We start from the raw sequence: 18,872 nt of genomic DNA, 5'->3' as shown, positions 1-18,872 counted from the left end.
GAATACTCTCGGTGGCAGGCCCCGATCACCTCTCCTTAGAGTGGGTGAATGCGCACTGGTGAGCCCCTGCCCACCGTGGGAGAGGTCCTGGCATCCCTCGCGACCGGCCTTTGGCGCTGGGACAACGAGGCAGGCCTGGTGACGCTGGACGCCGAAGCCGCTCGGCTGCTGGGTCTGCCCGCCGAGCCGGCGACCCTCACCGAGGCGGCCGTACGCTCCCGTTTCCACCCGGTCGACTGGAACGAGATCGACGGCATCGTGCAGCTCGCCGTCGCCGAGGGCACCCTCGCCGAGGCCCGCCTGCGGATCATGGACGAGCAGGGGCGCGTGATCCGTACGGTGCGCAGCCGCTCCAGGCCGTCGGTCCACCCCGAGACGGGCGAGTACAAGCTGGTCGGCACCCTCCAGGAGGTCAGCGAGCAGCCGCCGGGTGCAGCCGCCCGCACCCCGGTCACCGGCGACTGGCGCCGCTCGCGCGAGGCGTTCCTGCTGGACGCGGGACGCGCGCTGGCTCAGGCGCGGTCGACGGAGGAGGTCCTGCGGGTCGCGGCCGGGCTGTCGATGCCGGGCTTCACACCGGACGGGCTGGCCGTCTTCGGGGCGGAGGCGGACCGGCTGACCATCATCGGCCACCACGGGCACCTGCCGGGTGACGACGGACCGTTCTCCCACATGTCGCTGGACACGGACTATCCGGCAGCGGAGGTCGTCCGCACCGGCCGTGCCGTCTATCTCTCCTCGCCGGCGGACTACAAGGCCCGCTACCCCGCGTCCTGGCCGCTGGCCCAGCACTTCGGCCGGCAGTCCTGGGCGTTCCTGCCGCTGACCTTCGCCGGGCGCACGATGGGGGCCTGGATGGCGGCCTTCGCCTATCCGGTCTCGTTCACGCCCGACGAGCGCTCGGTGCTGGCCACGGTGGCGCGGATGCTGGCGCAGGCCCTGTCGCGGGCAGGCGTGGCCGAGTCCGAGCGGGAGCTGACCGACGGCCTCCAGCGCTCGATGCTGCCGACTCTGGGCCCCGAGATACCCGGCATGTCGGTGGCCGCGCGGTACGTCCCCACCGGCGGCGGACTCCAGGTCGGCGGCGACTGGTACGACATGATCCCGCTGCCCGGCGGCACCGCCAGGACGAAGTCCGGGGCCGGCAGATTCGCCCTGGTCATCGGGGACGTCCAGGGGCACGACGTGCGGGCGGCGGGCCTGATGGGCCAGCTGCGGATCGCGCTCCGCGCGTACGCGTCCGAGGGGCACCGTCCGGACGCGGTGCTCTCCCGCGCCTCCCGCTTCCTGTACGGGATCACCGGCTCGGTCGCCCACGGCGGCAAGAGCATGGACCCCCGCTTCGCGACCTGCCTGTACGTCGAGGTGGACCCGGCGACCGGCGTGCTGGACATCGCCCGGGCCGGTCACCCGGACCCCGCGATCCGCATGGCCGACGGGACGGTGCTGACGCGGCCGACCGCCGGCGGGCTGCCGCTCGGCGTCGATCCGGACGCGGACTACCCGACCACCCGGATGGTCCTGGAGCCCGCCGAGACCATGCTGCTGTGCACCGACGGACTGATCGAGACCGGCGGCCACGACCTGGAGACCGGCTGGCGGCGGATCCGCCGGATCCTGGAGGAGCACGACGGCGACATGGAGGTCCTCGCCGACTCCCTGGTCCAGGCCGTGCACGGGCCGTCCTCCCACCACACTCCCGGGCCGCTGATCGACCGTCGCGAGGACGACATCGCGGTGCTGCTGCTGTGCCGGCAGGGCGAGGGTTGCGGCTGCGGCGACAACGTCGGTGTCGTACCGCCGCCCCTGCGCCGCACCATGGTCACCGTCGCGCAGGCCGAGCCCGAGCGGGTCGCGGGCGCCCGGCAGCAGCTGCGGGAGCTGCTGCACGACTGGACGTGCGACGACCAGGTCGACTCGGCGGTGCTGATGACCTCCGAGATGGTGACGAACGTCCTCGTGCACACCGACGCGGACGCGGCGCTCGTCGCCCAGCTCACCGGCGAGCCGGGGGAGCGCCGGCTGCGGGTGGAGGTCACGGACGGCAGCGACGACCTGCCGCACAAGCGCCGGCCGGGCGAGCTGGCCTCGTCGGGCCGGGGTCTGGTGCTCATGGAGCTGCTCGCCGACGCGTGGGGCGTCGACCCCCGGGGTGAGGGCAAGAGCATCTGGTTCGAGCTCTACGAGTCCTCGGGCCCGTCCGACGGCCCGGCCGGGTTCGGGCTCGACGACCCGTCCGAGGGGGCCGAGGACGTCACGGCGTAGCGCGTACGCAGCTCCGAGAGGACGCCGAACGCGGCCGCCGTCAGCGGTACGGCCAGCAGCATCCCGAGGATCCCGGCCACCGAGGCGCCCGCGGTGATCGCCAGCAGGACGGCCGCCGGGTGCATCTGCACCGTACGGCTCTGGATGGCCGGCTGGAGGACGTGCCCCTCCAGGACCTGGACGGTGAGGACGACGCCGAGTGCCCACAGCGCGATGACGAAGCCCCGGTCGGCGAGGGCGACCAGGACCGCCACCGCCCCGGAGAGGAAGGCGCCGAGGTAGGGGATGTAGGCGCTCACGAAGACCAGCGCGCCCAGCCCGACGGCGCCGGGGACACCGAGGACCAGCAGGCCGACGGTGATGCAGGTGGCGTCGATCAGCGCGATGAGGGTCGTACCGCGCATGAAACCCTCGACGGCCTCGAAGGCGCGGCGGGCCATTGCCTCGACGGTGTCGGCCGTGCCGTGCGGGGAGAGGGCGCGCACGGCGCCGGCGGCGCGGTGGGAGTCGCGCAGGAAGAAGAAGACGAGCAGCAGGGCCAGGACGGCCATGGCGAGGCTCTCGGCGACCACGCTGACGCCGCTGATCACGCCGGAGGCGGCGGTCCCGCCGAACTTGCCCAGCAGCTCCCTGGAGTTCGAGGCGACGTCGTCCAGGGAGGTGCCCGCCGCCCCGAAGTGCTCGGCGACCGAGGTCGCGGCCTGCTTGAGCGAGGCGACGATCTGGTCGCCGGTGTCGACGAGGGCGGCGACGACGATGTAGACGGCGCCGCCGACGACCACGACCACCGCGACGCAGGTGAGGCCGGCCGCGAGCGACCGGTTGACCTTCACGTGCACCAGCCGCCGGTGCAGCGGCCCGAGGAGCGCCGTCCCGAGCAGCGCGAGCAGCACGGGCACGACCGCCGTCCGCAGTTCGCCGCAGAGCCGGATCCCCACCCAGACGACGCCGGCGACGAGCAGGACCACGACGCACCAGGCGGCCAGCCGCCGGACGCCTTCGGGAAGTAGCTGCACGCCCCCAGCCGATCACGCGGGGGACGGTCTGTCCTCGCGGAGCGGCCCGCCCGAGTGACACGACGTCAGGGACACCCGCCGCGGCGAGAGCCCACCGGGCCGGCCCGGGAAGGGCTCCCGGCCCGGGAAGGGCTCACCGGCCCCGGGTGCGCAGAACCCCCGGCACGGGTGTGCGGACGTGGGGAGCCCGTCGTGCGGCGGGAGTTGGGACGCGGTGGGAGTTGCCGCGGCCGGGCCGCCGCTAATCTGCACGGGTGACCACCGACCTGACCCTGCTGCCGCGTGTCGCCCATCGCGGACGGGAGGTCACCGCGCCCCGCCTCCGCGGCCTCCTCGCCCTCCTGGCGAGCGACCTGCGCACGGGCTGCAGCACCGAGCGGCTGGTGGCGGGGCTGTGGCCGGACGAGTTGCCCGAGCGCCCGGGAAAGGCGCTCCAGGTCCTGGTGTCCAGGGCGCGGGCCCAGCTCGGCGCCGACGCCATCACCAGCACGCCGACCGGCTACCGGCTCGCCCTCGCCGAGGACCGGGTCGACAGCTCCGCCCTGCTGCTGCACGCCGCCGCGAGCGCCGGCCGGGCCAGGGCCGGGGACCACGCGGGATCGCTGGCCGCGGCCGAGGCCGGACTCGCGCTGTGGGAGGGCACCCCGGACGGGGCCGGCGACCGGGACGACCCCGTGGCCGCACTGCGCGCCGAACGCGCCCCCGTCCGCGGCGCGCTCGTCCGCGCGCGGGCGCTCGCGCTCGCCCGGCTGGGACGGCACGCGGAGGCGGCCGCGCCGCTGGCCGCGGCCGCCGCGGAGCGCCCGCGCGACGAGGAGGTGCTCGCCGAGCTGCTGCGCGGCGAGGCGGCGACCGCCGGTCCGTCCGCCGCGCTGAGCCGGTACGAGACGTACCGCCGTGAGCTGCGCGAGCAGCTCGGCACCGACCCGGGCCCCGCGCTGAAGGCCGTACAGCGCGAGCTGTTGCGCGGCGAGTCACCGGCCGTACGGCACGGCGTGCCGCACGAGCCGAACCCGCTGCTGGGACGGGACGACGACATCACGGAGGTGGAGCGGCTGCTGCGCGCCTCCCGCGCCGTCACCGTCGTCGGCCCCGGCGGCCTCGGCAAGACCCGGCTCGCGCACGCCGTCAGCCGCCGGGCCGAGCAGCGCGTGGTGTATTTCGTGACGCTCGCCGGCGTCACCTCCGACGAGGACGTGACCACGGAGGTGGCCTCCGCGCTCGGCGCGGGCGAGGGACGTCCCGGCGCGGTGAGCGGCCACGTCTCCGCCCCGGTGGCCGGCATCCTCGGCGTGCTGGGCTCCGGGCCCGCCCTGCTGGTCCTGGACAACTGCGAACAGGTCGTCCGGGGCGCCGCCGACCTCGTACAGGCCCTCGTCTCCTCCTCGAAGGACCTGCGGGTGCTGGCCACCAGCCGGGCCCCGCTCGGTCTGACGTCGGAGGCGGTCTTCGCGCTGCCTGAGCTGGACCTCGGCACCTCCGCCGAGCTGTTCACCCAGCGGGCCCGGGCCGCCCGGCCCGGAGTGGAGCTGCCGCCGCACGCGGTGGCCGAGCTGTGCCGCCACCTCGACGGGCTGCCGCTCGCCGTGGAACTGGCCGCGGCGCGGGTACGGGTGCTGTCGGTGCCGGAGATCGCGCGCCGCCTAGGCGACCGGTTCGCGCTGCTGCGCGGCGGGGCGCGGGACGTGCCGGAACGCCACCGCACACTGCACGCGGTCGTGGACTGGAGCTGGAACCTCCTCGACGAGCAGGCCAGGGCGGCGCTGCGCACGATGTCCGTCTTCCCCGGCGGCTTCTGTGGCGCGGCGGCGGAACAGGTCCTCGGCGAGGATGCGCTGCTGCTGCTGGAGCAGCTGGCCGATCAGTCGCTGCTCACCGTCGCCGACACCCCGGCCGGCGTGCGGTTCCGGATGCTGGAGACCGTACGGGAGTTCAGTGCGGCCCGGCGGGCGGAGGCGGGCGAGGAAGAGGCGGCCGTCGGCCGGTTCCTCGCCTGGGCGCGGGACTTCGGGGTCGCGTACCACGACTGGTTCTTCGCCTCGGAGTCCTCCCCGGGCTCCCGGCCCGGCCCGCGCGGGGCGGACCCCATCGCGGCCTGGGAGCGGATCAGGGCCGAGCAGGACAACCTCGTGCTGGCCCTGCGGTACGCCCTGGCCCGCACGGACGGTCCCACCACCGCCGCCCTCACCGCCGTCCTGGCCGCCCTGTGGTCCACCGACTCCAACTACCTGCGTCTCGCCGCCCTCGCCGCGGACACCGGCCCGCCGCTGTCGCACTACCACCCCGAGCCCGAGTACGTCGAAGTCGCCCGCGCCGCCGCGGTGTTGTGCACCGCGAGCCTGTTCATGGGCTACGGCCCGCACGTCGTACGCCAGCTCGTCACCCTGCGGCGGCTGCCCCCGGCACCGCCGGACACCCTGCTGCGCGCCATCGCGACGGTGCTGGGCGCGGTCCCCGAGATGCTGCCTCCCGACTACGACGTGCTGCGAAAGCTCTGCGACAGCGAGCGGCCGCTGCTCGCCGGCATCGCCGAGTGCGTCGCCACCTACGTCTGGGAGTACGAGCACGACATCGACCGCTCGCTCGCCTCGGCCCGCCGCACCGTCGCCGCGCTGGCGCCGGTCGACAACCCGTTCCTCCAGGTCATGGGTCACTCCCGGCTGAGCCAGCTGTACCTGCAGCTGGAGCGGGGCGAGGCCGCGTACGGGCACCTCAGAGCGGCGCTCGAAGCCCTGCCGCGGCTCGGCGACGAGCGGGACACCATCGGCGTCCGCTGGGGTCTCGTCCTCGCCTGCCTCCAGCGCGGCGACCCCGACGAGGCCGAGTACTGGCTGCGGCAGGCGGAGGCCGTCGGCAACCCGCAGAAGGACGACTCCGACAGCGCCGACCTGGGCGGCCGCGCCGAGATCGCCCTTGCCCGCGGACTGACGGAGGTCGGGCTCGGCCTGTGGCGCAGCGCCGTGGAGGGGGTGACCGCAACCGGCTCGCTGTACCGCGGCGATCCCTTCCTCGACCGGTGGGCGCTGAAGATCCAGTCGGCGGCGGTGACGGCGCACGCGCACGCCGGCCGGGTCGAACTGGTCGCGGAACCGGTCGAGCGGCTGCGCCAGGGGCTGCGGATCCTGCTCTCGGCCCCGTCCCACTCGCCCATGGACCTGCCGGTGTTCGGGACGGTGCTGCACGCCCTCGGCCTGGCGCGGCTCGCCTCCGGCGACGCCTCCGCCGTACGGATGATCGCGCTGGCCGGACGGCTGCGGGTGCTGCGCGACTACCAGCCGACCATGTCGGCGGACCGCGCCCGCGAGGCGGCCGAGCACGCCGACGGGGCGGCCTACGCCGACGCGGTGTCGGAGTACGCCGCCCTGGAGCGGGACGAGCTGCGCGAGGCAGCCCGCGCGCTCATTTCGGGTCGCGGTTGAACAGCGCCGTCGACCAGCGGTAGCCGAGCGCGGACAGACCGACGCACCACAGGATCGCGATCCACCAGTTGTTGCCGATCTCGCTGCCGAGCAGCAGGCCGCGCAGGGTCTCGATGGCGGGGGTGAAGGGCTGGTACTCGGCGATCGGCTGGAACCAGCCCGGCATCGTGTCGGCGGGGATGAAGGCGCTGGAGATGAGCGGGAGGAGGATCAGCGGCATCGCCATGTTGCTGGCGGCCTCGGCGTTGGGGCTGGCCATGCCCATCCCGACGGCGATCCAGGTGAGCGCCAGGCTGAACAGCGCCAGCAGCCCGAACGCCGCCAGCCACTCCAGCGTCGTGGCGTCCGTGGACCGGAAGCCGATGGCCACGCCGACCGCGCCGACGAGGACCAGGCTGGCGAGGACCTGCAGCACGCTGCCGACGACGTGCCCGATGATCACGGAGCTGCGGTGGATCGCCATCGTGCGGAAGCGGGCGATGAGGCCCTCGGCCATGTCGGTGGAGACGGACACCGCGGCCCCGATCACGGTGCTGCCGATGGTCATCATCAAGATGCCCGGGACGATGTAGGCGATGTACTCGGAGCGGTCGGCGTCGCCGCCGCCGATGCCCGCGCTCATCACGTCGCCGAAGATGTAGACGAAGAGCAGCAGCATCATGATCGGCGTGAGCAGCAGGTTCAGGGTGAGGGAGGGGTAGCGCCGCGCGTGCAGCAGGTTGCGGCGCAGCATCGTGTTCGAGTCGCGGACGGCGAGGGACAGGGCGCTCATCGGACGGTCTCCTTGGACGGGCCGGGGACGGTGGTGCCGCCGGTCAGGGCGAAGAACACGTCGTCGAGGTCGGGGGTGTGCACGGTCAGCTCGTCGGCCTCGATGCCGGCCTTGTCCAGCCAGTCGAGGACGGAGCGCAGCTCGCGCTGGCTGCCGTCGCTGGGGATCTGCAGGGACAGCGCCTCGTCGTCGCGGGTGACCTCGCGCAGGGCGGCGGCGGCGGACTGGTAGGCGACCGGGTCGGTGAACCGCAGCCGCACGTGGCCCCCCGGGACCAGCCGCTTCAGCTGGTCGGCGCTTCCCTCGGCAGCGATCCTGCCGTCGCTCAGCACCGCGATGCGGTCGGCGAGTTCGTCGGCCTCCTCCAGGTACTGGGTGGTGAGGAAGACGGTGACGCCGCCACAGACCAGCTCGCGGATGATCCCCCACATGGTGTGGCGGGAGCGGGGGTCGAGGCCGGTGGTCGGCTCGTCCAGGAAGATGATCCGGGGGTTGCCGACCAGCGTCATGGCGATGTCCAGGCGGCGCTTCATGCCGCCGGAGTAGGTGGAGACGGGCTTCTTCGCGGCCTCGGTGAGGTCGAACCGCTCCAGCAGCTCGGCGGTGACGCGTCGGCCCTCCTGCTTGGACAGGTGGTGCAGGTCCGCCATCAGGAGCATGTTCTCCTCGCCGGTGATCAGGCCGTCGACGGCGGAGAACTGACCGGTGACACCGATCGCGGCGCAGACGGCGTACGGGTCCACGGCCAGGTCGTGGCCGCCCACGCGGAGGTCGCCGGCGTCGGCGCCGATGAGGGTGGAGAGGATCTTGACGGCGGTGGTCTTGCCGGCGCCGTTCGGGCCGAGCAGGGAGAAGACGGTGCCGGTCGGCACCTCCAGGTCGATGCCGTCGAGGACCGTCTTGTCCCCGTAGGCCTTGCGCAGCCCCTTGGCCGCGATGGCGAGGGAGTGCGGGGTGGTTGTCGTCATGCGGCAGAGAATGCGGCGGGGCGCATTCAGCGCGGTTTCACGCCGGTTTCACCACCGTGGAACCGGGGCTTGCCCCCGGCCGTGGGAAGCGCCGCGGAACCGGTGCTTGCCCAGGCCCCGGGGGCCGGACCGCCGACGCTCCGCGAGAACCGGGCCGGGCGGAGCACCCCCGCCCCGCAAGAACCCGGCGGACGGAGCACCCCCCGCCCCGCGTGGGCCCGGCGGGCCTCGGCCGTCGCGCCCGACGCGGACAGCGAGACGCGGACGAGCCCCGCCGTGTCAGGGCGGGGCTCGTCCGCGTGAAGGGGGCTCCGCCCCTCGCGGGGCCCGGGTGGGGCGGCCCCGCCGGGTCAGGCGAAGCCCGGCCACGCCGGGTGCCGACGGGTCTACAGACCGCCCTCGGACATCCCGTGCACCGCCGGAATGGTCCCCAGGCGGCCCTTCTGGAAGTCCTCGAACGCCTGCTGGAGCTCGTCGCGGGTGTTCATCACGAAGGGGCCGTAGTGAGCCATCGGCTCACGGATCGGCTGTCCGCCGAGGATCACGACCTCCAGGTCCGGCGTGTTCGCGTCCTGCCGCTCGTCCGCGCGGACGGTCAGCGCGGAACCGGCGCCGAAGACGGCGGTCTGGCCGCTGTGGACGGGACGGCGCTCCGCGCCGACGCTGCCGCGCCCGGCGAGCACGTACGCGAGGCCGTTGAAGTCCTCGCGCCACGGGAGCGTCAGCTCGGCACCGGGCGCCACGGTCGCGTGGATCATGGTGATCGGCGTGTGCGTGATGCCGGGGCCCTCGTGGCCGTCCAGCTCACCGGCGATGACCCGCAGCAGCGCGCCGCCGTCGGGCGTGGTCAGCAGCTGGACGTTGCCGCCGCGGATGTCCTGGTAGCGCGGAGGCATCATCTTGTCCTTGGCCGGCAGGTTCACCCACAGCTGGAGCCCGTGGAAGAGACCGCCGGACATGACGAGCGACTCCGGCGGCGCCTCGATGTGCAGCAGGCCCGCGCCCGCCGTCATCCACTGGGTGTCGCCGTTGGTGATGGTGCCGCCGCCCCCGTTGGAGTCCTGGTGGTCGAAGATCCCGTCGATGATGTACGTGACGGTCTCGAAGCCGCGGTGGGGGTGCCAGGGGGTGCCCTTGGGCTCTCCCGGCGCGTACTCCACCTCACCCATCTGGTCCATCATGATGAACGGGTCGAGGTGCCGGTAGTTGATCCCGGCGAAGGCCCGGCGCACCGGGAAGCCCTCGCCCTCGAAGCCACTGGGCGCGGTCGTCACCGTGAGTACGGGACGGGACACGGCGTCGGCGGGCGCGACCACACGGGGAAGGGTCAACGGGTTCTCGACGGTCACTGCAGGCATGTCGGGTACCTCCTTGGCTTCGAGATTAGTTGATTGTTGAACTTTCTGCCACCCACAACGACGGACGCCCGGAGGGCATTCCCTCCGGGCGTCCGTCGCGAGTGGGGCAGTCGGCGGCGCACCAGGACCACCGGCCGCCGGCGAGAGGCGTCAGCCGTACATCCGGCGCATCGCGAGCAGGCGTCAGCCGTACATCCGGCGCATCGCGAAGTCGACCATCTGCTCCACGGCCTTCGCGTCGAAGACCATGCGGTGCTCGCCCTCCATGTCGAGGACGAAGCCGTAGCCCGTCGGCAGCAGGTCGATCACCTCGGCGCCGGTGATCACGAAGTACTTGGACTCCTTGCCCGCGTACCGGCGCAGCTCCTTGAGCGAGGTGAACATCGGGATCACGGGCTGCTGGGTGTTGTGCAGCGCGAGGAAGCCGGGGTTGTCGCCGCGCGGGCAGTAGACCTTCGAGGTCGCGAAGATCTGCTGGAAGTCCTCGGCGGCCATCGACCCCGTGGTGAAGGCACGGACCGCGTCCGCGAGGGACGGCGGGGACGGCTCGGGGTACAGCGGCGGCTGCTGGCCGTAGCCGCCGGGCATCTGCTGCTGCGGCGGGGCGTACTGCTGCTGAGCGCTCGCGTTCTGGTCGTAGCCGTACATGCCGCAAAGACTACTGAGTCACAGATGACCCACCCGGGGTTGCGTCTTATTACCGACGGGTAGCATCATCGTAAGTACTTGCTGGTATGTGTAACGAGGCTGCTAGTTCTCCGGCCTCCCCTATCCCTTACGGAGCCGTCGCCATGGGGCACTACAAGTCGAATCTCCGCGACATCGAGTTCAACCTCTTCGAGGTGCTCGGGCGCGACAAGCTGTACGGCACCGGCCCGTTCGAGGAGATGGACACCGACACCGCCAAGAGCATCCTCGACGAGCTGACCCGCCTCTCGGAGAACGAACTGGCGGAGTCCTTCGCCGACGCCGACCGCAACCCGCCGGTCTTCGACCCCGAGACCAACACGGCGCCCATCCCCGCGAGTTTCAAGAAGTCCTACAAGGCCTTCATGGACTCCGAGTACTGGCGCCTCGGGCTGCCCGAGGAGATCGGCGGCACCACCGCGCCCCGCTCCCTGATCTGGGCCTACGCGGAGCTGGTGCTCGGCGCGAACCCGGCGGTCTGGATGTACTCGTCCGGCCCCGCCTTCGCGGGCATCCTCTTCGAAGAGGGCAACGAGGTCCAGAAGCACATCGCGAAGATCGCCGTCGACAAGCAGTGGGGCTCCACCATGGTGCTCACCGAGCCGGACGCCGGCTCGGACGTCGGCGCCGGCCGCACCAAGGCGGTCCAGCAGGAGGACGGCTCCTGGCACATCGAGGGCGTGAAGCGCTTCATCACGTCCGGTGAGCACGACATGTCGGAGAACATCCTCCACTACGTCCTCGCGCGCCCCGAGGGCGCGGGCCCCGGCACCAAGGGCCTGTCCCTCTTCCTCGTACCGAAGTACGAGTTCGACTTCCAGACCGGCGAGCTGGGCGAGCGCAACGGCGTGTACGCCACGAACGTCGAGCACAAGATGGGCCTCAAGGCGTCCAACACCTGCGAGATGACGTTCGGCGACCGCCACCCCGCCAAGGGCTGGCTGATCGGCGACAAGCACGACGGCATCCGCCAGATGTTCCGCATCATCGAGTTCGCCCGCATGATGGTCGGCACGAAGGCCATCTCCACGCTCTCCACGGGCTACCTGAACGCGCTGGAGTACGCCAAGGAGCGCGTCCAGGGCCCCGACCTGGCGAACTTCATGGACAAGACCGCGCCCAAGGTCACCGTCACGCACCACCCGGACGTGCGCCGCTCGCTGATGACGCAGAAGGCGTACGCGGAGGGCATGCGCGCCCTCGTGCTGCACACCGCCGCGATCCAGGACGAGATCCAGGTCAAGGAGGCCGCCGGCGAGGACTACGCCGCCCTGGAGGCCCTCAACGACCTGCTCCTGCCGATCGTCAAGGGCTACGGCTCCGAGAAGGGCTACGAGCAGCTCGCCCAGTCCCTGCAGACCTTCGGCGGCTCCGGCTTCCTGCAGGAGTACCCGATCGAGCAGTACATCCGCGACGCCAAGATCGACACCCTGTACGAGGGCACCACCGCGATCCAGGGCCAGGACTTCTTCTTCCGGAAGATCGTCCGCAACCAGGGCGCCGCGCTGAACTCCCTCGCCGAGGACATCAAGAAGTTCCTGGCGCTCGGAACCGGCGGCGAGGAGCTGTCCACCGCCCGCGAGCAGCTCGCAAAGGCGGCCGTCGAGCTGGAGGCCATCGTCGGCCTGATGCTCACCGACCTCGCGGCCACCGAGCAGGACGTCAAGAACATCTACAAGGTCGGTCTCAACACCACCCGCCTGCTGATGGCCTCCGGTGACGTCGTCGTCGGCTATCTGCTGCTGCGCGGCGCCGCCGTGGCCGCCGAGAAGCTCGAGACCGCCTCCGCCAAGGACAAGCCCTTCTACACCGGCAAGATCGCCGCGGCGAAGTTCTTCGCCGCCAACGTCCTGCCGGGCGTCACCGGCGCGCGCAAGCTCGCCGAGGGCGTCGACCTGGACCTGATGGAGCTGGACGAGGCAGCCTTCTAGGCCCGCGGACCGGTCGGGGGACCACCCCGGCCGGCGTCGGCCGACCCGCCGGGGACACCTCCGGCGCATCCCGGCAGGCCGGGGCGTACGGCGTCCGGGCGGTCGCCCGGTCGTCCGGAAACGGGCGGACCGTGACCGGATTCTGACCCTCCGGTCAAGTGTCCGCCCTTCACATCCCCCTCACGAGGGCCCGCTCCCACTCCCGGGAGCGGGCCCTCGTGCGTCGTTAAGGTGAACCCCATGCGCACACCCTCCCGCTTCGACCGCGGCCACACCGACGACCTGATGACCTTCCTTGCGGCGACCCCGACGCCGTACCACGCCGTGGCGAACGCCGCGGAGCGGCTGGAGAAGGCCGGATTCCGTCAGGTCGCCGAGACCGACGCGTGGGACGGGACCTTCGGCGGCAGGTTCGTGCTGCGCGGCGGCGCGATCATCGCCTGGTACGTCCCCGAGGGCGCCGCGCCGCACACCCCGTTCCGGATCGTGGGCGCCCACACCGACTCCCCCAACCTGCGGGTCAAACCGCTGCCCGACAGCGGCGCCCACGGCTGGCGCCAGGTCGCCGTCGAGATCTACGGCGGCCCCCTCCTCAACTCCTGGCTGGACCGCGACCTCGGCCTCGCCGGGCGCGTCTCGCTGCGCGACGGTACGACCCGGCTGGTGAACCTCGACCGCCCGCTGCTACGCGTCCCGCAGCTCGCCATCCACCTGGACCGCTCGGTGTCCTCCGAGGGCCTGAAGCTGGACAAGCAGCGCCACCTCCAGCCGATCTGGGGTCTGGGCGCGCCCCGCGAGGGCGACCTGATCGCCTTCGTCGAGCAGGAGACGGGCCTGGCCGCCGGCGAGATCACCGGCTGGGACCTGATGACCCACTCCGTCGAACCCCCCGCGTACCTGGGCCGCGACGCTGAACTCCTCGCCGGCCCGCGCATGGACAACCTGCTGTCGGTGCACGCCGGCACCGCCGCCCTCGCCGCGGTGTCGACCGCCGGCGAACCGTCCCACATCCCCGTCCTCGCCGCCTTCGACCACGAGGAGAACGGCTCCCAGTCGGACACCGGCGCGGACGGCCCGCTGCTCGGCGGCGTCCTGGAGCGCTCGGTGTTCGCCCGCGGCGGTACGTACGAGGACCGGGCGCGCGCCTTCGCCGGCACGGTCTGTCTGTCCTCCGACACCGGGCACGCCGTCCACCCCAACTACGCGGAGCGGCACGACCCGACGCACCACCCGCGCGCGAACGGCGGCCCCATCCTCAAGGTGAACGTCAACAACCGCTACGCCACCGACGGTTGCGGCCGGGCCATCTTCGCCGCGGCCTGCGAGAAGGCCGGCGTTCCCTTCCAGTCCTTCGTGTCCAACAACGCCATGCCCTGCGGCACCACCATCGGGCCCATCACCGCGGCCCGGCACGGCATCACGACCGTCGACGTCGGCGTGGCCATCCTCTCCATGCACAGCGTGCGTGAACTCTGCGGTGCGGACGACCCGTTCCTGCTGGCCAACTCCCTCGCGGCGTTCCTGGAAGGGTAGTCGGCATGTCCGCGACGGTCCCGGGTATCCGGAGGTGACCCGAAGACAAGCCGTATCGGCTACAGGAGGCGACACCCCATGGGCCTGGGCGGGTGCATCATTCTGATCGCCGTTGGTGCGATCCTCACATTCGCGACCGACTGGGACATGAAAGGGGTCAACCTCGATCTGGTCGGCATCATCTTCATGATCGCCGGTCTGATCGGCGTGGCGGCGTTCAGCAGCATCGCCAAGCGCCGGCGCATGATCGTGCCGCCCGCCGCTCCGGTGGTCGAGGAGGACCGGCGCCGGGGCGGCTACAGCGACGGCTACGGCGCCTGAGAGGCCCCGATCCGGCGCGAGCCACCACCTGAGACGGCCCGGCGGACGTCCCTTCCCCCGGGGACGGCCGTACGGGCCACACACCACGCACCGAGCACTCCGAAGGCGGTCATGGCACGAGGAGTGCCGGGTGCGGGGGCAGTACGCGGGGAGGACGGATCACCGTCCTCCCCGCAGCCATGTGCAGGACCCCTCTCCAGTCACGCTGCGTGCCCGAATGCCCACGGGATGCGCACGTGTCGTGACGGAGGCATGCTCGGGTTCAGGCAGGGGGGTCACTGCAAGGGAGCAGTTCCATGGCACGAGAGTCCGGTGAATCCATGCGCGAGCCCGGTACGCGTGAGCGCGAGGGGATACGCGACCCCGAGGGCGTGCAGGACCGCAGGCGAGGCCGCGAGAACCCGCAGCACCGCGAGGACCCGCGGGACCCGGAGGGCCTGCGCGACCGCCGGGTCCCGCGCGATCCGGAGGGCATGGAGGACAGGGACCGCCGGGAGCGGCGCGGTTCGGACGCCGGGATGCCCGGCACCGGCGACCGTGAGCGCGTCCGGGGCGACCAGCGCGCCGCCCAGGACGACGACGAGATGTGGGCGGACGGCTACCGGTAACCCGTAGCCGCCGACCGCACGCGGTTCGCGTCACGCCCCTCGCCGCCTCCGGGCGGCGGGGGGCTCGTGCGTCCGCCCCCCCGCTCTGGAGAGGACCGCCACCGGACCGGGCCGGGCCGGGACAGGCCGTCACCGGAAACAGGCCGTCACCGGAACGGGCCGTCACCGAAAACAGGCCTTCACCGGAACGGGCAGCTTCGGAGGGACACCGGAGCGGGCCCTCAGCCCAGCGCGTGTCCCGCCGTCACGTCCACGTGGTCCGGGATCTCGTCGTGGCGGTCGCCGACGCTCAGGGTGCCGCTCGGCTCGAAGAGGAGCAGTGAGGCACCCGTCGGCGCGACGGGCTTGTGCTCGATGCCGCGCGGGACGGTGAAGACGGACCCCTTGGGCAGGACGACGGTCCGCTCACCCCCGGGCTCCCGCAGGCCGATGCTCAGCTCGCCGTCCAGGACCAGGAAGAACTCGTCCGTGTGGTCGTGCACGTGCCAGAGGTGCTCGCCCTCGACCTTGGCCACGCGTACGTCGTAGTCGTTGACGGCGGTGACGATCCTGGGGCTCCAGACGTCGTCGAAGGAACCGAGGGCCTCGGCGAGGGAGACGGGCGAGGCGCCCGCACGGGCACCACTGCGTTCGCTGCTCATGGCCCCATGCTCGGGCCTGGTACGGCCGACCCGCGAGTGCTAGAAATCGCGTATGCCGCAAGGATCCTCGCAAGCGGGACCGCAGGTGCCGGGCACCGCCCCGGCGCCGCGCCCCCACCGGGTCGCCGTCGTCGTCGACGAGAACACGAACCCCTTCGAAGTCGGGGTCGCCACCGAGCTGTTCGGGCTGCCGCGACCCGAACTCGGCCTCCCCATGCCCCTGTACGAGCTGACGCTCTGCGGCCCCGAGCCCGTGATCCGGATGAACCACGGGTTCTTCACGCTGTCCGACGTGCCCGGTCTCGACGCCGTCGACGACGCGGACACCCTCATCGTCCCCGGCCGCCCCGACAACGTCGTGCCGCGCTGCGCCCTGGTGCGCGAGGCGATCCGGCGCACCCACGCACGCGGGGCCCGCGTCATGAGCTTCTGCACCGGCACGTTCGCACTCGCCGAGGCGGGGCTGCTGGACGGCCGCCGGGCGACCACGCACTGGCGGTGGGCCGACTCCTTCCGCGCGCTCCACCCGGGGGTGCTCCTGGAGCCGGACGTCCTGTTCGTGGACGAGGGTGACGTGCTGACCGCGGCCGGCAGTGCCGCCGCGCTCGATCTCGGGCTGTACGTCGTCCGGCGGGACCACGGCGCCGAGATCGCCAACGCCGTGTCCCGGCGGCTGGTGTTCGCCGCGCACCGCGACGGGGGACAGCGCCAGTTCGTGGAACGGCCGCTGCCCGACGTGCCGGACGAGTCCCTGGCGCCCCTGCTGGCATGGGCCCGGCAGCGCGTCGCCGAGCCCCTGACCGTCGCCGGCCTGGCGACGCGGGCGGCCGTCAGCCCCGCCACCCTGCACCGGCGCTTCCGCGCCCAGCTGGGCACGACCCCGCTGGCGTGGCTGACCGGCGAGCGGGTCGCCCTCGCCTGCCGGCTCATCGAGCGGGGCGAGGAACGGCTCGACGTGGTGGCCCGGCGCAGCGGTCTGGGGACCGCCGCCAACCTGCGGGAGCGGCTGCGGCGCGGGACGGGACTCAGCCCGTCGGCCTACCGGCGGCGTTTCGGAGGGGCCGCCGGGGAAGCCCTGATGCATGAGATACCTGGTACGCGAACGACTGCTCGGCCTCGGTGACGACTACTGGATCGAGGACCAGCACGGCAACAGGACCTTCCTCGTCGACGGCAAGGCGATGCGGGTGCGGGACACCTTCGAGCTGAAGGACGCCCAGGGGCGGGTCCTCATCGACATCCACCAGAAGATGTTCGCCCTGCGCGACACGATGGTGATCGAGCGGGACGGCGACCCCCTGGCCACCATCAAGCGCAAGCGCCTGTCGCTGCTGCGCAACCACTACCGCGTGTCCCTGGTGGACGGCACCGAGCTCGACGTCAGCGGCAGGATCCTGGACCGCGAGTTCGCCATCGACTACGACAACGAACTCCTGGCCCAGATCTCCCGCCGCTGGCTCCACGTCCGCGAGACCTACGGCGTCGACGTCGTCCGTGACGACGCGGACGCGGCCCTCCTGATCGCCGTGGCGGTGTGTGTCATCCACCTGGCGGACAAGGAGGGCGAGGACGACTGACGGGCCGCCGGGTCAGCCGAGGGGCGCCCGGAGTCCCAGCACCCGGTCCTTCAGCGCCGGGAACTGTTCCCGGGTGACGGCCGTCTTCGCGGGGTCGAAGTCCACGGTGAGGACCTCCTCGCCGTCGCCGGCCTCCGCGAGCACCTCGCCCCAGGGGTCGACCACGATCGAGTGACCGGCCTGGGGAACTCCCGCATGCGTGCCGCCGGTTCCGCAGGCAAGCACGTACGCCTGGTTCTCCACGGCCCGGGCCCGGGCGAGCAGGGTCCAGTGGGAGCGGCGCCGCTCGGGCCAGCCGGCCGCGAGGACGAGGGTGTCCGCGCCCGCGTCGACGAGCCCGCGGAAGAGCTCGGGGAAGCGGAGGTCGTAGCAGGTGGCGAGTCCGAGAGTGGTCTCCGGCAGCCGTACGGTGACCAGTTCCGTCCCGGCGCCCATGAGCACGGCCTCGCCCTGGTCGAAGCCGAAGCGGTGGATCTTGCGGTAGGCGGCGGCGCGCCCGCCGTCCGGAGCGAAGACGAGGGAGGTGTTGTACAGGGTGCCGTCGGCGGCCCGTTCGGGGATCGAGCCGGCGTGCAGCCACACGCCCGCGTCGCTCGCCGCCTTCGCCATCGCCTCGTGGGTGGGCCCCTCCAGGGGCTCCGCCTCGGTGTCGAACGCCTGGTAGGCGAAGGCACCCGTGGTCCACAGCTCGGGGAGGACGACGAGATCCACTCCGGCCTGGTCGCGTACGAGCGAGGCAGCGCGCCGCCTGCGCGAAGCGACCGGTTCGTCCTCGTCTACGCGGATCTGGATGAGGGAGGCGCGCACACTACCACCGTCCTGGCATTCGAGCCGTCTTCACGGGCCTACGATCGTCACACGAAAGCACTGCCGGGGTGCCACACAGCAGCGTAACTTAGCGTTCCAAGACACCCACTGCCCGCGTACCGACCGCCCGAGGGGTCCCGTTCCGTGAGTCTGCATCCCAGCCTTCAGTCCTACGCCGACGCCTGGACCCATTCCGTCGACGCGATAGCGGAGCTGGTGTCCACACTTGTGGAGGGCGAGTGGAACCGGCGGACGCCGTGCCCGGGCTGGTCGGTGCGGGACCTCGTGTCGCACGTCATCGGTCTCGACTGCGAGATGCTGGGCGACCCGCGGCCGATCCACACCCTGCCCCGCGACCTGTACCACGTGACGAACGAGCACCAGCGGTACATGGAGATGCAGGTCGACGTGCGGCGCCACCACACGGCGCCCGAGATGACCTCCGAGCTGGAGTACACGATCATCCGCCGCAACCGCCGGCTGCGGAACGAGTCGCGGACTCCGGACACCAGGGTGCGCGGCCCGCTGGGCACGGAGCCGACGCTCGAAGAGGCCATGCGCAACCGGGCGTTCGACGTGTGGGTGCACGAGCAGGACCTGCGGACCGCCCTGCGGCAGCCGGGCAATCTCGACTCACCGGGCGCGTACGTCACCCGTGACGTACTCCTCGGCGCCCTCCCGAAGGTGGTCGCCAAGGACGCGGGCGCGCCCGCCAATTCGGCGGTGGTCCTCGACGTGCACGGGCCCGTCGAGTTCCTGCGCACGGTGCGCGTCGACGCGGACGGGCGCGGCTCGATAGACGGCACCCCCTCTCTCGGCCCGGCCGCCACCCTGTCGATGGACTGGGAGACGTATGTCCGGCTGGCCTGCGGGCGGGTGCGGGCCGACTCCGTCGCGGACCGCGTCAAGGCGGAGGGCGACCCGGAACTGACCGCGGCGATCCTGCGGAACTTCGCGGTCACGCCGTAG

16 protein-coding genes are annotated in these 18,872 nt (G+C 72.3%); 9 read left to right on the top strand and 7 right to left on the bottom strand.

Annotation, left to right across the window (positions count from 1 at the left end; genetic code table 11):
• Positions 1 to 48 precede the first annotated feature (48 nt).
• A complete protein-coding gene (locus tag AC0ZLC_RS18775; protein WP_476753102.1) occupies positions 49 to 2,265 on the top strand; it encodes a SpoIIE family protein phosphatase in 2,217 nt (738 codons plus the stop codon).
• Here the strand turns inward: AC0ZLC_RS18775 and AC0ZLC_RS18770 are convergent.
• Complete coding sequence (locus AC0ZLC_RS18770) at positions 2,181 to 3,281, bottom strand: AI-2E family transporter (RefSeq protein WP_476753101.1); 1,101 nt, start codon at positions 3,279 to 3,281, stop codon at positions 2,181 to 2,183. The two genes, AC0ZLC_RS18775 and AC0ZLC_RS18770, sit on opposite strands and share 85 nt — an antisense overlap.
• A gap of 254 nt (positions 3,282 to 3,535) precedes the next feature.
• On the opposite strand from AC0ZLC_RS18770, the gene AC0ZLC_RS18765 reads away from it, so the two are divergent.
• The gene (locus AC0ZLC_RS18765) at positions 3,536 to 6,700 is read left to right on the top strand and encodes an ATP-binding protein (RefSeq protein WP_476753100.1); all 3,165 of its coding nucleotides are present in this window, start codon (positions 3,536 to 3,538) and stop codon (positions 6,698 to 6,700) included.
• Here AC0ZLC_RS18765 and AC0ZLC_RS18760 read toward each other — a convergent pair.
• From AC0ZLC_RS18760 to AC0ZLC_RS18745, 4 genes are all read right to left on the bottom strand, one after another.
• On the bottom strand, positions 6,681 to 7,472 hold the full coding sequence (locus AC0ZLC_RS18760; RefSeq protein ID WP_476753099.1) for an ABC transporter permease: 792 nt from the start codon (positions 7,470 to 7,472) through the stop codon (positions 6,681 to 6,683). The genes AC0ZLC_RS18765 and AC0ZLC_RS18760 overlap by 20 nt on opposite strands.
• Positions 7,469 to 8,440 carry an ATP-binding cassette domain-containing protein gene (locus tag AC0ZLC_RS18755; RefSeq protein ID WP_476753098.1) on the bottom strand — a complete coding sequence of 324 codons (972 nt, stop codon included), beginning with the start codon at positions 8,438 to 8,440 and terminating at the stop codon, positions 7,469 to 7,471. The genes AC0ZLC_RS18760 and AC0ZLC_RS18755 overlap by 4 nt, the downstream gene beginning before the upstream one ends.
• 386 nt (positions 8,441 to 8,826) lie before the next feature.
• Positions 8,827 to 9,798, bottom strand: coding sequence for a pirin family protein (locus AC0ZLC_RS18750; protein ID WP_476753097.1), 972 nt, complete (start codon positions 9,796 to 9,798; stop codon positions 8,827 to 8,829).
• Between the two features lie 183 nt (positions 9,799 to 9,981).
• Positions 9,982 to 10,446, bottom strand: coding sequence for an SseB family protein (locus tag AC0ZLC_RS18745; protein WP_121405079.1), 465 nt, complete (start codon positions 10,444 to 10,446; stop codon positions 9,982 to 9,984).
• Between the two features lie 143 nt (positions 10,447 to 10,589).
• Between AC0ZLC_RS18745 and AC0ZLC_RS18740 the strand changes: the two genes are divergently transcribed.
• The 4 genes from AC0ZLC_RS18740 to AC0ZLC_RS18725 all read left to right on the top strand — a co-directional run bounded on the left by AC0ZLC_RS18740 (position 10,590) and on the right by AC0ZLC_RS18725 (position 14,878).
• The gene (locus AC0ZLC_RS18740; RefSeq protein ID WP_476753096.1) at positions 10,590 to 12,416 is read left to right on the top strand and encodes an acyl-CoA dehydrogenase; all 1,827 of its coding nucleotides are present in this window, start codon (positions 10,590 to 10,592) and stop codon (positions 12,414 to 12,416) included.
• Positions 12,417 to 12,656: 240 nt separating this feature from the next.
• Complete coding sequence (locus tag AC0ZLC_RS18735; protein WP_476753095.1) at positions 12,657 to 13,949, top strand: M18 family aminopeptidase; 1,293 nt, start codon at positions 12,657 to 12,659, stop codon at positions 13,947 to 13,949.
• Between the two features lie 78 nt (positions 13,950 to 14,027).
• Positions 14,028 to 14,270, top strand: coding sequence for a hypothetical protein (locus tag AC0ZLC_RS18730; protein WP_476753094.1), 243 nt, complete (start codon positions 14,028 to 14,030; stop codon positions 14,268 to 14,270).
• Positions 14,271 to 14,566: 296 nt separating this feature from the next.
• Positions 14,567 to 14,878, top strand: coding sequence for a hypothetical protein (locus AC0ZLC_RS18725; RefSeq protein WP_476753093.1), 312 nt, complete (start codon positions 14,567 to 14,569; stop codon positions 14,876 to 14,878).
• Positions 14,879 to 15,099: 221 nt separating this feature from the next.
• On the opposite strand, the gene AC0ZLC_RS18720 is transcribed toward AC0ZLC_RS18725, so the two are convergent.
• Complete coding sequence (locus AC0ZLC_RS18720) at positions 15,100 to 15,519, bottom strand: cupin domain-containing protein (protein ID WP_476753092.1); 420 nt, start codon at positions 15,517 to 15,519, stop codon at positions 15,100 to 15,102.
• Positions 15,520 to 15,571: 52 nt separating this feature from the next.
• Between AC0ZLC_RS18720 and AC0ZLC_RS18715 the strand changes: the two genes are divergently transcribed.
• Together AC0ZLC_RS18715 and AC0ZLC_RS18710 are read left to right on the top strand one after the other, a co-directional pair.
• Positions 15,572 to 16,642, top strand: coding sequence for a helix-turn-helix domain-containing protein (locus tag AC0ZLC_RS18715; protein WP_476753091.1), 1,071 nt, complete (start codon positions 15,572 to 15,574; stop codon positions 16,640 to 16,642).
• Positions 16,602 to 17,096, top strand: coding sequence for an LURP-one-related/scramblase family protein (locus tag AC0ZLC_RS18710; RefSeq protein WP_476753090.1), 495 nt, complete (start codon positions 16,602 to 16,604; stop codon positions 17,094 to 17,096). The genes AC0ZLC_RS18715 and AC0ZLC_RS18710 overlap by 41 nt, the downstream gene beginning before the upstream one ends.
• Before the next feature lie 12 nt (positions 17,097 to 17,108).
• Here AC0ZLC_RS18710 and AC0ZLC_RS18705 read toward each other — a convergent pair whose 3' ends face one another.
• Entirely contained in the window at positions 17,109 to 17,903 is a 795-nt protein-coding gene (locus AC0ZLC_RS18705; protein WP_476753089.1) for a carbon-nitrogen family hydrolase, read from the bottom strand.
• Positions 17,904 to 18,047: 144 nt separating this feature from the next.
• Here AC0ZLC_RS18705 and AC0ZLC_RS18700 point away from each other — a divergent pair, with 144 nt between their 5' ends.
• Positions 18,048 to 18,872, top strand: coding sequence for a maleylpyruvate isomerase family mycothiol-dependent enzyme (locus AC0ZLC_RS18700; RefSeq protein ID WP_476753088.1), 825 nt, complete (start codon positions 18,048 to 18,050; stop codon positions 18,870 to 18,872).

Source organism: Streptomyces sp. GLSS-08, from assembly GCF_056387915.1.
This window is presented reverse-complemented; position numbering and strand designations above follow the sequence as displayed.

Coding starts and splice junctions, on each gene's coding strand:
- AC0ZLC_RS18775 (WP_476753102.1), top strand. CDS start 49: ATGCGCACTGGTGAGCCCCTGCCCACCGTGGGAGAGGTCCTGGCATCC.
- AC0ZLC_RS18760 (WP_476753099.1), bottom strand. CDS start 7,472: ATGAGCGCCCTGTCCCTCGCCGTCCGCGACTCGAACACGATGCTGCGC.
- AC0ZLC_RS18725 (WP_476753093.1), top strand. CDS start 14,567: ATGGCACGAGAGTCCGGTGAATCCATGCGCGAGCCCGGTACGCGTGAG.
- AC0ZLC_RS18710 (WP_476753090.1), top strand. CDS start 16,602: ATGAGATACCTGGTACGCGAACGACTGCTCGGCCTCGGTGACGACTAC.
- AC0ZLC_RS18715 (WP_476753091.1), top strand. CDS start 15,572: ATGCCGCAAGGATCCTCGCAAGCGGGACCGCAGGTGCCGGGCACCGCC.
- AC0ZLC_RS18730 (WP_476753094.1), top strand. CDS start 14,028: ATGGGCCTGGGCGGGTGCATCATTCTGATCGCCGTTGGTGCGATCCTC.
- AC0ZLC_RS18740 (WP_476753096.1), top strand. CDS start 10,590: ATGGGGCACTACAAGTCGAATCTCCGCGACATCGAGTTCAACCTCTTC.
- AC0ZLC_RS18735 (WP_476753095.1), top strand. CDS start 12,657: ATGCGCACACCCTCCCGCTTCGACCGCGGCCACACCGACGACCTGATG.
- AC0ZLC_RS18745 (WP_121405079.1), bottom strand. CDS start 10,446: ATGTACGGCTACGACCAGAACGCGAGCGCTCAGCAGCAGTACGCCCCG.
- AC0ZLC_RS18720 (WP_476753092.1), bottom strand. CDS start 15,519: ATGAGCAGCGAACGCAGTGGTGCCCGTGCGGGCGCCTCGCCCGTCTCC.
- AC0ZLC_RS18750 (WP_476753097.1), bottom strand. CDS start 9,798: ATGCCTGCAGTGACCGTCGAGAACCCGTTGACCCTTCCCCGTGTGGTC.
- AC0ZLC_RS18755 (WP_476753098.1), bottom strand. CDS start 8,440: ATGACGACAACCACCCCGCACTCCCTCGCCATCGCGGCCAAGGGGCTG.